Below are 12,680 nucleotides of genomic sequence, written 5' to 3' on the forward strand. Positions count from 1 at the left end.
GTCTTGTCTTGAACAGTGGATGCGGCCGCAAGGCCGCTGGATCGTTGACAAACCCCTTTTGCGAAGCGGAAGGGGTTTGTCATGTAAACAGGAAGGCTGCGGGCTCAATAAGGCAACAGGAGCGGCCCGGCTTTGCCGGGTCCGGTGGAATCGGAACAGAGTACTTTGTCGGCAGCCTGTACGGCCGCAAGGCCGTTTTGCTTTTTGCAAAGGGCGTGTACCCCAATGAAAGTGAATCAGCGGCAAGTCGGCGCTCTCAAGACCCTGTTTTCGGGTGTCTCGACGGCTAAAAAGCTGATCGCGGCCAGCACGCTGCTGTTGGCGGCTGGTGCCTACTTCACCCATGCCAATGGCGGAGAAGGCGGAGACATCAGTGGCATCGTGGTCGGCGTGGCCGATGGCGATACGATTACCGTCCTGGACGCGGCGCAGCAGCAGCACAAGATCCGCTTCGCCTTCATCGACGCACCGGAAAAGGCCCAACCGTACGGGCAACGTGCCAAGCAGAGCCTGTCTGAACGTGTTTATCGTCAGTCGGTGAAAGTGGACGTGATCGAGAAAGACCGCTATGGGCGGGTCGTCGGACGGGTTTGGCAAGGGGCGACCGACGTCAATCTGGCGCAGCTCAAGGACGGTTACGCGTGGCATTACCGCTTTTATGCCAGCAAGAGCCAGTCGGCCGGGGATTTCTCGAGCTATGAGGCCGCCGAGCAGCGGGCACGTGAGCAGCAACTGGGCCTGTGGGCAGGGGGTAATCCCCAGCCGCCGTGGGAGTTCCGGCGACGCAAGCGAGAGAACTGATGCCCCCGGTCGAGCCGCAAGTGGCTCTTGATCATGGGATCATGCCCAGGGCTCCGCGCGTCACTCCGCTAACGTTCGGCCAGTGCTGCTCCAGCCATTCCAGCATCCTCTCTGCGACCTTTTCCCAGTGGCTGTCCAGCATCATCATGTGCCCCATGTGCGGCAAGATCTCGGCGCTGCAGTCCAGTCGGTCGGCGGTCGCCACGACGTCGGCGGCGGAGATCAGATGGTCGCCGGCCGCCCCCAATACCAGGGCCGGTAACGGCGGCAGCGGACGGATGAACAGCGGGTTGACCAGCGTCATGTCCATGATGGCGCGCTGGCTCTCCTGCTGGGCCCGGCGGGCCATCAGGGCGACGACTTCTTCGCTGGCGGTTGCTGAAAACAGCATGTCACGCAACTCGGTCCAGTCGGGCCGGTGCATGCCGTTTTGATACAGGTTCAGCGCGAGCAACTGCGACGGTGCCTGGGCCAACAGGCGCAAGGAGGAGCCGGCCAGACCGTGCGGGGGAACGGAGGCCAGCAACACGGCGCCGGGCAGGGTGTGCAGCGTGAGATACTGCTGCAACACGAAGCCACCCATCGAGTGACCAATGACGATGGGGGTGTGGCCGATCTGGCGGATGACGGCAGACAGGTTGCGTACGTAGTCATCGATGCTGATGCCGGACAGATAGTCGTGCCCGCTGCTCTCCCCGTGCCCTTCCAGGCTCAGCGCCCAGCAATCGTAGCCCCGTTCGGCAAACCAGGGCAGGAAGTGTTGCTGCCAGCACCACGCGGCGGTGAAGGCGCCATGGACGAACAAAAGGGGCGGCGCGTCGAGCGCCACCCCTCTGGCCGCCTCGTGAATCAACTCGAGACGGGGGTGCTTCATAGCACTTCGGCGGCAAAATCGGCCAGCCGCGAACGCTCGCCGCGCTGCAGCGTGATATGGCCGGAGTGATCCCAGCCCTTGAAGCGGTCGACGACGTAGGTGAGGCCGGAGCTGCCCTCGGTCAGGTAGGGCGTGTCGATCTGCGAGATGTTGCCGAGGCAGACCACCTTGGTGCCGGGGCCGGCGCGGGTGATCAGCGTCTTCATCTGCTTGGGCGTGAGGTTCTGCGCCTCGTCGATGATCAGGTACTTGTTGAGGAAGGTACGGCCGCGCATGAAGTTGAGGCTCTTCACCTTGATGCGCGAGCGGATCAAGTCGCGGGTGGCGGCGCGTCCCCAGTCCCCGCCGTCGTCGTCGCTCTTGTTGAGCACGTCCAGGTTGTCCTCCAGCGCGCCCATCCACGGAGTCATCTTTTCTTCCTCGGTGCCGGGCAGGAAGCCGATGTCCTCGCCGACCGGCACAGTGACCCGGGTCATGATGATTTCCGAGTAGAGCTTCTGTTCCAGCGTCATGGCGAGCCCCGCCGCCAGCGTCAGCAGGGTCTTGCCGGTGCCGGCCTGGCCCAGCAGGGTGATGAAGTCGATGTCCGGATTCATCAGCAGGTTGAGGGCGAAGTTCTGCTCGCGGTTGCGCGCCACGATGCCCCAGACGTTGTTCTTCTGATGGCTGAAGTCCTTCAGCGTTTCGAGGATGGCGGTCTTGCCTTCGATCTTGGTGACCATGGCCAATAGCGGCTGCTCACCGCTCTGCCAGACCAGCTGGTTGACGTGCATGTCGGGCACGTCCGGGCCCTTGATCTGATAATAGCGGCGGTCGTGTTCCTGCCACGAGCGCAGGTCTTCGCTGTTGCGGTCCCAGAACACGGCGTCGATCTCGCGCGCACCGGTGTACAGCAGGTCGGTGTCTTCCAACACCTTGTCGTTGAAGTAGTCTTCCGCATCCAGCGCCAGTGCACGGGCCTTGATGCGCATGTTGATGTCCTTGGACACCAGGATGACGGGGCGCTCCGGATGCAGTTCCTTGAGCGCCATGACGATGCCGAGAATCTGGTTGTCGGCTTTGCCGACCGGCAGCGAGGTGGGCAGGACGCTGTTGATGGCCTGGGTCTGCAGGATGAGCTTGCCGGAGGCCGCGTCCTTGCTTGGGCCGGAGAGCGGGATGCCCGCGTCGATACGGCCATCGGTGCTGCTGACGATTTCGTTCAGGAAGCGGCTGGCCTGGCGGGCGTTGCGCGCCACTTCGGACATGCCGGTCTTGTGATTGTCGAGCTCTTCCAGGGTGATGATGGGGATGAAGATATCATGCTCTTCGAAGCGGAAGAGGCAGGTCGGGTCGTGCAGCAGTACATTCGTGTCCAGCACAAACAGCTTGGCGATTCTGCTTTTCCTGTGGCTTGTCATGATGAGTCCCCTTGTCTGCGCAGTGCCCGGCCGGGGATGCCGGGCAGGGCTGCGCTCAAAGCGTCTTGACGAACGCCAGCACTTCTTCGGCGTGGCCCGGCACCTTCACGCCGCGCCATTCCCGCGCCACCGTACCTTGCGCGTCGATGACGAAAGTGCTGCGCTCTATCCCCCTTACCTGTTTGCCATACATGTTCTTCATTTTGATGACACCGAAGCCGTTGCAGGCCGTTTCTTCCTTGTCCGCCAGTAGCTCGAACGGCAACTCCAGCTTGGCCTTGAAGTTTTCGTGGGACTTGAGGCTGTCGCGCGAGATGCCGACCACTTCCGCTCCGGCGGCGGTGAATTCGGCGTAGAGATCGCGGAACGCCATCGATTCGTTGGTGCAGCCGGGCGTGTTGTCCTTGGGGTAGAAGTAGATGACCAGTGGTTTTCTGGCTTCGTTCGATACGAAAGTCTTGCCGGAGGTGGCAGGGAGGGTGAAATCGGGGCAGCGTTCGCCTTGCATGCGTAGCTCCTGGGTAGGGTGTGATAACGTGGGCCCGCCCTTTTCTTCAAGACTAGCGGAAACCCATGACAGTGGTAAAGAGGTATCGGGTATTACGGTTGGAGCAGCGATGGCCGGCGCAATAGCACCATCAAGGCGCCGCTGCCGCCCTGGCGCTCGTCCGCTTCGCAGAAGGCCAGCACCTCGGGGTGATGCTTGAGCCAGCTGCGCACCATGCGCTTGAGCACCGGCTCACCCCGTGAGCCGAAGCCCTTGCCGTGGATGATGCGTACGCACTGTCCACGCGAGCGGGCACGGTGCAGGAACAGCGTCAGCCTATCCTGGGCCTGGTAGCGGTCGAGGCCGTGCAGATCCAGCTCGGCCACCACCGGCCAGTGCCCGCCGCGCAGGCGCCTGAGGGTGGTGGCGGGCATGCCGGAACGGGCAAAATGCCGGTCGAGCTCGGCCGGTTCGAACCAGCCGACGGCAGAGGCGAGCAGTGCCGCTTCCAGCTCCGGCGGCAACGGCGTTTGCCGGTCCGGCTTGCGCGGGCGCGGGCTGGGCTTGGGGCTGTACGGCGGGACGCGATTGCCGTCCTTGAGCGGGCGAACGTCGCCAAACAGCGCGCGGAAGTCCGGTTCCGCTTCGGGTGGCTTGGCGGGCTTGGCCGAAGGCAAAACAGGCAAGGCGCTCCGCCTTGCCTGTTTGCGAATACCCTTCAGCTGATCCTTGAAGGGCTTCAAGGCTTACTTGCCGTCCAGGAAACGTTCGGCGTCCAGGGCGGCCTGGCAGCCCGATGCCGCGCTGGTGACGGCCTGACGGTAGATATGGTCCTGTACGTCGCCGGCGGCGAACACGCCCGGAACGCTGGTGGCGGTGGCGTTACCTTCGCGGCCGCCCTTGGTGATGATGTAGCCGGTGCTATCCATCTCCAGTTGGCCCTTGAAGATGTCGGTATTCGGCTTGTGGCCGATGGCGATGAACACGCCGGTCACGGCGATGTCGCGAGTGGTGCCGTCGGCGGTGCTCTTCAGGCGCGCGCCGGTCACGCCGGAGTCGTCGCCCAGCACCTCGTCCAGCGTCTGGTTCAGCGCCAGCGTGATCTTGCCTTCCTCGACCTTGTGCATCAGGTGGTCGACCAGGATTTTCTCGGCACGGAAGCTGTCGCGGCGGTGCACCAACGTGACGTGTTTGGCGATGTTGGCGAGATACAGCGCCTCTTCCACGGCGGTGTTGCCGCCGCCGATCACGGCCACGTCCTGGTTGCGGTAGAAGAACCCATCGCAGGTGGCGCAAGCCGACACCCCTTTGCCCATGAACGCTTCTTCCGAGGCCAGGCCCAGGTACTGGGCGGAGGCGCCGGTGGCGATGATTAGCGCATCGCAGGTGTATTCGCCGGCGTCGCCGACCAGGCGGATCGGCTTCTCGTGCAGATGAGTGGTGTGGATATGGTCAAAGATCATCTCGGTGCCGAAGCGCTCGGCATGTTGCTGGAAGCGCACCATCAGCTCGGGACCCTGCACGCCGTCGGCATCGGCCGGCCAGTTGTCGACGTCGGTGGTGGTCATCAGCTGCCCACCTTGTGCCAGGCCGGTAATCATCACCGGCTTGAGGTTGGCGCGTGCCGCATACACGGCAGCAGTGTAGCCGGCCGGACCAGAACCAAGGATGAGAAGAGGGCTATGGCGAGTGGTGCTCATGGAGATGTTCCTGTTCTTGGGGTGTAGATCGGTATTTTAACAAGTTATGACTGACAGAACCGCTGCCGGAGGTTACAGTCAAAATAGTACCAAGCAATGTGGGAGATGTGGGCATGGACCCGATTAGTCAAGCCGGTTCGGCGGACGTTGCCACGACCTTGCAAATTTACTCCTTGAACAAGGTCAGGGAGGTGGCGTCGGAGACTGTGCTCTCGCTGGTCGAGGGGGCGGTAGCGACAGCGGAGCAGGTGGTACCGTCGGTGAATCCTCCCCATCTGGGACAGAACGTCGATGTGAAAGCCTGATCGACGAGGAGCGGGTGAAACTTCTTCCAGCGAGGGGAGGGTGCCGTGCGATATCTGATGCTGATGTGTTTGTTCGGTCTGAGCCTCGTTGCGCTGGCGGAAGAGAAGCCGGCGATCCCTGGGTGGTCCTCCTACCAGAATGGCGATTATGCGACCGCCTTGAAACTGTTCGAGGAGGGGGCGCGAGCGGGAGAGCCGGTGGCCGAGTTCAACCTGGCCATGATGTATTGGCACGGCCAAGGGGTTTCGTCCAACCGCAACAAATCGCTCGAGTGGCTGCGCAAGTCGGCCGGGCATGGTCTGTCGCGGGCGCAGTACGCGATGGGCCTGCTGTATGAGAACGGCGATGGCGTGCAGCGCTCCCAGGCCGAGGCGACCCGCTGGTTCGACCTGGCGGCGCGGCAAGGTTACCGCGATGCCCAGGTCAGCCTGGGCACCCAGTATTACCTGGGGCGCGGGGTGTCGCAGGATTACCTGCTGGCTGCCAAATGGTACAAGGCGGCGGCTGAACAGGGCGATGTGGGGGCGCAGTACCTGCTGGCCAGCCTGTACGAGCATGGCGATGGGGTGGCGCGCGACTTGAGGGAAGCGATCCGCTGGTATGTGCTGGCAGCGCGGCAGGGAGATGTTGCGGCGTCGCTCAAGGCCAAAGAACTGGCGCGCAGACTGTTCGAGTGAAGGCGCTGGGTGGGCGAACAATGGCCGCCGGTGGAAACACCGGCGGCCATTGTTTCTTTCGAGGCGACGGGGGAAGCCGCACTGGGTTTTACCTTGCGGTACTGCCTGATGGCGTTTGCGGCGTATGGCTTCGGTCTGACGGCTGAGCCGGGTGCGGGTGGCGTGTGTCGGGCAGGGCGGTCAGGCCGTGATCGAGAGACGGCGTGTGGAGTCGCTGCTGGTTTCCAGCAATGATTGATGAGCCTGGTAGTGCGCCACGGCCAGTTGAGCCGAAGTGCCCGGCGGGTTGGCCGCCGTCATCTCGGCCGGGGTGGCCTGGGGGGACGGATGCGGAGAAGGGTCGGTCTCCGACGTGGCGGCGATGGTCGGACGCTTGCTGCCGCCGGCTGTCGTGGCGTCGGGCGCGGCTCCGCCGGCTTCCGTCCCGGTGGTCTGACTCACCGCCAACTGGCGGCTCAGTTCGCTTTCGACCTGAGCGACACTCTCGCTGCGGCGCGGTACCGTGGTGCCGATGTTCAGCGCCAGCGAGCTGGCCTCGTCGGACGAGTCCGGGTTCGACTCCGGCAGGGGGCTCCGCTCCGTGCGGTATGCCGTTTCTGGCACACTGGCGGCGTAGCCGATGCTTGGTATGCTGCCTGTGATATTCATGATATGGCCTGCCTCCTCGGCGCGGAATGCTCACATTCTAGCTCAGGTTTTCGGCCATGCCTCCGTGATGATGACGGCCGGCGCAGAAAAACGACATGCTCAGTCGTGGGGCGATTTGCGTTGGGGTTCGATCAGTACCAGATCCAGCATGCGATCGGCCAGCTTGTCCACGGACAGTTCGCCGTCCCGGCGGTACCACTGGACCGACCAGTGCAGGCTACCCAGCAGGGTGCGGCGCAGCAGGCGCGTGTCCGGCTTGACCAGCCCGGCGGCGGCGGCCTCGTCGAGTACGCTTTGCCACAGTGCCTCGTAGCGGTCGCGCAGCAGGATGAGTCCCGGTTTGGCGGCATCGGAGACGCTGCGCCATTCGTATAGCATCACCTCCAGTGCCGCCTGGTTGTCGCCGAGCAGGGAGTTGAGGTGGACGTGGAACAGGGCGGAGAGCTTCTCCCGCGTCGATCCCGCCTTGGCGATGGCCTGTTCCAGTTGCTCGGTGGTGCTGCTGATGCCCAGCGCCATGACGGCGACCAGAATTTCTTCCTTGGTACGGAAGTGGTAGAACAGGCTGCCCGACTGTAGGCCGACCGCATTGCCCAGGTCGCGTACCGTGGTTCGCTCGTAACCCTGATCCCGGAACAGTTTGGCGGCGGCCCGTATCAGGCCCATCCGGCGGCTGTTTTCTTCCAACGGGGTATTCTTTTCCAGAGTGGTCATGTCTTGCTCGGGGGGTAGGTTACTTTTCACCGGTCGTCTCCACCAACGGCGGCAGGAACTGGACAACGGCCTTCCACGGAACGTCGGGGGCGAGTTTTTCGAGGCAATTGGTGTGCCCGTAGGGGCAGCGACGCTCGAAACAGGGGCTGCATTCCAGATTCAGCGTGGCGATCGCCGAGCGCTCTGTCAACGGCGGCGTGAAGTCCGGGCTGGAGGAGCCGTACAGGGCGACCAGCGGGATGTCGAGTGCCGCGGCGACGTGCATCAGGCCGGAATCGTTGCAGATGGCGATGCTCGCCAGGCTGATGAGGTCGATGGCTTCGTCCAGGCCGGTCTTGCCGCAGAGGTTGGTGGCGGCGTGGCCGGACAGGGCGGCGATCTCGTCGCCGATTTCCTTGTCCTTGGGCGAGCCGAACAGCCAGACCTGGTAGCCGGCCTGGGTGAAGCGCTGGGCCAGTTCGGCGAAGTGGCGGCTCGGCCAGCGCTTGGCGGGGCCGTATTCGGCGCCGGGGCAGAAGGCCGCGATCGGCTTTGCCGTGTCGAGCTGCAGGCGGGCAAGCGCGGCTTGCCGGCCGGCTTCATCGCTGGCGAGACGGGGGTGCGGGATGGGGCGTACGACCGACTGGTCCTTGTCTTCGGCCAGGGCGCAGAAGCGTTCGACCATCATCGGCAACGCCGTTTCGTCCAGTTCGCGTGCGTCGTTCAGCAGCCAGTAGCGGGATTCGCCCAGGAAACCGGTGCGGCGTGGAATGCCGGCGAACATCGGCACCAACGCCGACTTGATCGAGTTGGGCAGGACGATGGCCTGGTCGAAACGCTCCCGCGCGAGCATGCGGCCCACTTGCCAGCGGTCGCGCAGGCGCAATTGGCCGTGGCCGAAGGGGTTGAGGTGGGCCTTGTGCACTTCGGGCATACGGGCCAGCAAGGGTAGCGTCCAGCTGGGGGCGAAGACGTGCAGTTCCAGATCGGGATGGCGTTCGTGCAGGCGCCGGTACAGCGGCTGGGCCATGACGCCGTCACCTACCCAGGACGGGGCGATCACCAGGATTTTTTTCATCATCGATACAAAGCAAAAAGGTGCGGCAGCGGGCCGCACCTTCTGGAGTGTCCTCGCGGCGGATTAATGGTGATGACCGCTGACCGGGCCTACCAGCTTGTAGCGGGTGCCGCAATACGGGCACAGCGCTTCGCCGGTTTTGTGCACGGGCAGGAAGACGCGCGGGTGGGCGTTCCATTTCACCATGTCCGGCATCGGGCAGTGCAGCGGCAGGTCCTTCTCGGTGACTTCGATCAGGCGTTGGGTGTTTTCTTTCAGTTCAGTCATGCTTGCTTCCTTGCGGGCCGGCCGGGAGAAGGGTCGGCCGGGGCTTTCATTGTTCGATGTAGGTCAACCATTCTTCGCGCGCCGGGTTCAGGCCCTTGACGCAGTCGAAGTAGCGCTTCTGGATTTCGGCGGTGATCGGGCCACGCTGGCCGGTGCCGATGGCGCGGTTGTCCAGTTCGCGGATCGGGGTCACTTCGGCGGCGGTGCCGGTGAAGAAGGCTTCGTCGGCGCTGTAGACTTCGTCGCGGGTGATGCGTTTTTCGATCAGCTCCAGCCCCATGTCGTTGGCGATCTGCACCACGCTGTCGCGGGTGATGCCTTCCAGCGCCGAGGTCAGGTCCGGCGTGTAGAGCTTGCCCTTGCGGATCAGGAAGATGTTTTCGCCGGAGCCCTCGGCCACGTAGCCTTCCACGTCGAGCAGCAGCGCCTCGTCGTAACCGTCGCGGGTGGCTTCGGTGTTGGCCAGGATGGAGTTCATGTAGTTGCCGTTGGCCTTGGCCTTGCACATCGTGATGTTGACGTGGTGGCGGGTGAAGGACGAGGTCTTGACGCGGATGCCGCGCTCCAGGCCTTCTTCGCCGAGGTAGGCGCCCCACGGCCAGGCCGCCACGATCACGTGCACGTCGCCGGCCGGCGGCGCGATGCCAAGCTTGCCCGAGCCGTAGAAGGCCATCGGGCGGAAGTAGCAGGATTTGAGGCGGTTGGCGCGCACCACTTCGATGTGGGCGGCGTTGATCTCTTCCTTGCTGAACGGCAGCTTGATGTCGAGGATGTGGGCCGAGCGGAACAGGCGGTCGGTGTGGTCCTGCAGACGGAAGATGGCCGGGCCTTTCGGGGTTTCATAGGCACGCACGCCTTCGAACACGCCCATGCCGTAGTGCAGGGTGTGAGTCAGGACGTGGGTGGTGGCGTCACGCCAGTCGACCAGTTTGCCGTCGTACCAGATGAAGCCGTCGCGGTCAGCCATGGACATCGTGTTTCTCCGTCTGAAAAGTATTGTGCGCCAGATTATACCGTCGTCGCTCCGCTTGTGAACCGGCCCGGGCGAAAAACAGCCGGCGGGCCGGCCCGCGGATTATTTGCCCAGTACGGCATGCCATAGGGCCTGGGCCTGGCCATAAAAGTGCCGCAGACGCTCGTCCACTTCGATCCTGTTGCCGTCGTTGAGGCGGGCGGCGTGTTGCAGGCGGCGGTAGTGGCGGTAGGCTTCCTGCGCCGTGGCGGCGAGTTCGGTATCGATCAGGCCGGCCTCGGCTGCCACGGCCAGCAGGGCGATGTTGCCGGCATTGCGGGTCAGCGTCGGCAGCTCGTGGGCGTGGGCCAGGATCAGGTATTGCACCAGGAATTCGATGTCGATGATGCCGCCGCGGGCGTGTTTGACGTCGTCTTCCCGAGCCGGGTGCGATTCCAGCATGCGCTGGCGCATGGCCAGCACCTCCTGGCGCAAGGTTTCCGGGTCGCGGCGCAGGGTGAGGACGTCGTGGCGGATGGCTTCGAAGCGTTCGCCGATGGCGGCGTCGCCGGCGACGAAGCGGGCCCGGGTCATGGCTTGGTGTTCCCAGACCCAGGCCTCGTGGTGCTGGTATTTCTCGAACGCTTCCAGCGAGCTGACCAGGAGGCCGCTGGAGCCGTTCGGTCGCAGGCGCAGGTCGATGTCGTACAGAAGCCCGGCCGAAGTAACGCTGGTCAGCCAGGTGGACAGCTTGCGCGTCAGGCGCGAGTAGAGGTCGGCGGCGTCGGGGTGCTCGTCGTCGTGCAGGAAGATGATGTCGAGGTCGGAGGCGTAGCCCAGTTCCTTGCCCCCCAGTTTGCCGTAACCGATGATGGCGAAGCGCGGGATGTCTCGGTGCCGCGTCGGCATTTCCCGCCAAGCGTGGCGCAGCGTGGCCTCAAGCACGGTATCGGCGAGCCGGGAGAGTTCGTCGGACAGGGCCTCGACGGTCCACATGCCGGCCAGGTCCTGCGCCACCAGACGGAAGGTCTGGGTGTGCTTGAAGTGGCGCAACGCGTCCATCTTGGCTTCGGTGTCGCCGGCGTTGGCGGTGAGCTGCTCTTCCAGCTGCGCCGCCAGTTGCGGCCAGTCCGGCGTGGCGTAGAGCACGCGGGCGTCCAGCAGTTCGTCGAGCAGGATGGGGTGGCGGGTCAGGTAGTTCGACACCCAGGAGCTGCTGGCGTAGAGCGAGGCCAGGCGCTGCAGGGTCTGCGGGTATTCGGTCAGCAAGGCCAAGTAGGAGGCACGCCGGCTGATCGTTTCGAGCAGGGTAATGATGCGGGCGAGCGTGATGTCGGGATGGGGGAGTGTGGCGGCGACTTCGATCAGCGGCGGGATCAGCGCGTCGAATTTCTTGCGGTTGGCCAGCGGCATTTGCAGGTAGCGCTGGCTTTGGGCCAGGTTTTTCAGCTGCTGGGCGACGCCGTTGCCGTCCTGGTAGCCCAGCGCGGCCAGTTGCGCCGCCGTGCCGCCGTTTTCGCCGGCATCGCGCCACAGCGGCGTCAGCGGATGATCGACGGCGCTTTCGGTCGGCAGGAAGAACACTTGTTCGAAGTGGCGGGTGATGTGGCGGCGGTGTGTGTTGAGCGCGTCCATGAACGCTTGCCAGCCGGCAAAGCCCATGCTGCCGGCAATCTTGGCGCGGTTCTCCGGGGAGGAGGGCAGGGTCTGGGTCTGCTGGTCGTCGAGGTATTGCAGACGATGTTCCAGGTTGCGCAGGAAGACGTAACCCGCCATGATCTCGCGCACCGCGGCCGGCTCCAGCAGGCGCAACTCGGCCAGCCTGGTCAGGGTTTCGCGGGTGCTTCTCAGTTGCAGGCTCTTTTCCCGCCCGCCTCGGATCAGCTGGAACACCTGGGCGATGAACTCGGCTTCGCGGATGCCGCCCGGTCCCAGCTTGATGTTGTCGGCCATGTCACGCCGCGCCACTTCGCGGCGAATCTGCACGTGCAAGTCGCGCATCGCACCATAGGCGTTGTAGTCGAGGTATTTGCGGTAGACGAAGGGACGCACCAGTTCCGCCAGGCCGTCGGCGTCGCCGGTGAGTGCCTTGGCCTTGATCCAGGCGTAGCGTTCCCACTCGCGCCCCTGCGACAGCAGGTAGTTTTCCAATGCGGCGAAGCTCATCGCCAGCGGGCCGGAGTCGCCGTAGGGGCGCAGCCGCATGTCGACGCGGAACACTTGGCCGTCGGGGGTCTGCTCGTGGATGAAGCGGATGATCTGCTTGCCCAACTGGCTGAAGTATTCGATGTTGCTGATGCGACGCGGGCCGTCGGTCTCGCCGTTTTCCGGGTAGATGAAGATCAGGTCGATGTCGGAGGAGACGTTGAGTTCGCCGCCGCCCAGCTTGCCCATGCCGATGACGATGAGTTCCTGCACGCGGCCGCTTTCCTCGCCAATCGGCTTGCCATAATGGGATAGGGAAGCGTGGGCGACTGCCAGCGAGCGGCGCACGGCGAATTCGGCCAGCTGGCTGATGGTGCTGACCACCTCGTCGAGCTCGGCCAGTCCGCCCAGATCGCGGCTGATCAGGCGCGCCATCACGGCCTGGCGCAGCTGTCTCAGCCGAGACATGAAAAGTTCCGGTGTCAGTGTGTTGTCCCAGTCGGCAAACTCCGCCATCTCCTGCTGGTCAAAAGGCTTGTGCAGCCGGGCGGCGAGTCGCTCGCGCTGCTCCGGATGGGCTTCGAGCAGCCGGCGCAGGTAAAGCGAAAAGTTGCAGCTGCTCTCGATGGTGGGGACGGGGTTTGCTGGCATA

14 protein-coding genes are annotated in these 12,680 nt (G+C 64.1%); 3 read left to right on the forward strand and 11 right to left on the reverse strand.

The features are described 5' to 3' along the window. Positions 1–225: 225 nt before the first annotated feature. Complete coding sequence (locus PSEMAI1_RS0108150) at positions 226–801, forward strand: thermonuclease family protein (RefSeq protein ID WP_024302400.1); 576 nt, start codon at positions 226–228, stop codon at positions 799–801. 31 nt (positions 802–832) lie between these two features. Here PSEMAI1_RS0108150 and PSEMAI1_RS0108155 read toward each other — a convergent pair whose 3' ends face one another. The 5 genes from PSEMAI1_RS0108155 to trxB all read right to left on the reverse strand — a co-directional run bounded on the left by PSEMAI1_RS0108155 (position 833) and on the right by trxB (position 5,262). Beyond that, on the reverse strand, positions 833–1,675 hold the full coding sequence (locus tag PSEMAI1_RS0108155; RefSeq protein ID WP_024302401.1) for an alpha/beta hydrolase: 843 nt from the start codon (positions 1,673–1,675) through the stop codon (positions 833–835). Continuing rightward, positions 1,672–3,075 (reverse strand): PhoH family protein, encoded by a 1,404-nt coding sequence (locus PSEMAI1_RS0108160; protein ID WP_024302402.1) that lies wholly within the window; start codon positions 3,073–3,075, stop codon positions 1,672–1,674. The genes PSEMAI1_RS0108155 and PSEMAI1_RS0108160 overlap by 4 nt, the downstream gene beginning before the upstream one ends. 55 nt (positions 3,076–3,130) lie before the next feature. Next, on the reverse strand, positions 3,131–3,583 hold the full coding sequence (locus PSEMAI1_RS0108165; protein ID WP_024302403.1) for a peroxiredoxin: 453 nt from the start codon (positions 3,581–3,583) through the stop codon (positions 3,131–3,133). Positions 3,584–3,675: 92 nt separating this feature from the next. After that, entirely contained in the window at positions 3,676–4,248 is a 573-nt protein-coding gene (locus PSEMAI1_RS0108170) for a Smr/MutS family protein (RefSeq protein WP_232219863.1), read from the reverse strand. Positions 4,249–4,308: 60 nt separating this feature from the next. Then, positions 4,309–5,262, reverse strand: a complete 954-nt coding sequence (gene trxB / locus PSEMAI1_RS0108175; RefSeq protein WP_024302405.1) for a thioredoxin-disulfide reductase — start codon at positions 5,260–5,262, stop codon at positions 4,309–4,311. A 113-nt stretch (positions 5,263–5,375) separates the two neighbouring features. Between trxB and PSEMAI1_RS0108180 the strand changes: the two genes are divergently transcribed. Both PSEMAI1_RS0108180 and PSEMAI1_RS0108185 read left to right on the forward strand, forming a co-directional pair. Continuing rightward, positions 5,376–5,567: a hypothetical protein gene (locus PSEMAI1_RS0108180; RefSeq protein ID WP_024302406.1), complete on the forward strand. Its 192-nt coding sequence runs from the start codon at positions 5,376–5,378 to the stop codon at positions 5,565–5,567. 45 nt (positions 5,568–5,612) lie between these two features. Further along, on the forward strand, positions 5,613–6,245 hold the full coding sequence (locus tag PSEMAI1_RS0108185; protein WP_024302407.1) for a tetratricopeptide repeat protein: 633 nt from the start codon (positions 5,613–5,615) through the stop codon (positions 6,243–6,245). 180 nt (positions 6,246–6,425) lie between these two features. Here the strand turns inward: PSEMAI1_RS0108185 and PSEMAI1_RS0108190 are convergent, their stop codons facing one another. The 6 genes from PSEMAI1_RS0108190 to glnE form a co-directional block, all read right to left on the reverse strand. Beyond that, positions 6,426–6,893: a hypothetical protein gene (locus PSEMAI1_RS0108190; RefSeq protein WP_024302408.1), complete on the reverse strand. Its 468-nt coding sequence runs from the start codon at positions 6,891–6,893 to the stop codon at positions 6,426–6,428. A gap of 99 nt (positions 6,894–6,992) precedes the next feature. Then, positions 6,993–7,607 (reverse strand): TetR/AcrR family transcriptional regulator, encoded by a 615-nt coding sequence (locus tag PSEMAI1_RS0108195; RefSeq protein WP_024302409.1) that lies wholly within the window; start codon positions 7,605–7,607, stop codon positions 6,993–6,995. Positions 7,608–7,626: 19 nt separating this feature from the next. Beyond that, a complete protein-coding gene (gene waaF, locus PSEMAI1_RS0108200; protein WP_024302410.1) occupies positions 7,627–8,667 on the reverse strand; it encodes a lipopolysaccharide heptosyltransferase II in 1,041 nt (346 codons plus the stop codon). A 60-nt stretch (positions 8,668–8,727) separates the two neighbouring features. Next, on the reverse strand, positions 8,728–8,931 hold the full coding sequence (locus PSEMAI1_RS0108205; RefSeq protein ID WP_024302411.1) for a zinc-finger domain-containing protein: 204 nt from the start codon (positions 8,929–8,931) through the stop codon (positions 8,728–8,730). Positions 8,932–8,977: 46 nt separating this feature from the next. Next, positions 8,978–9,904 carry a branched-chain amino acid transaminase gene (locus PSEMAI1_RS0108210; protein ID WP_024302412.1) on the reverse strand — a complete coding sequence of 309 codons (927 nt, stop codon included), beginning with the start codon at positions 9,902–9,904 and terminating at the stop codon, positions 8,978–8,980. A 102-nt stretch (positions 9,905–10,006) separates the two neighbouring features. Beyond that, positions 10,007–12,679 (reverse strand): bifunctional [glutamate--ammonia ligase]-adenylyl-L-tyrosine phosphorylase/[glutamate--ammonia-ligase] adenylyltransferase, encoded by a 2,673-nt coding sequence (gene glnE / locus PSEMAI1_RS0108215; protein WP_024302413.1) that lies wholly within the window; start codon positions 12,677–12,679, stop codon positions 10,007–10,009. Position 12,680 lies beyond the last annotated feature (1 nt).

The organism is Pseudogulbenkiania sp. MAI-1, from assembly GCF_000527175.1.
In the GTDB taxonomy this organism is placed as follows: Bacteria; Pseudomonadota; Gammaproteobacteria; order Burkholderiales; family Chromobacteriaceae; genus Pseudogulbenkiania.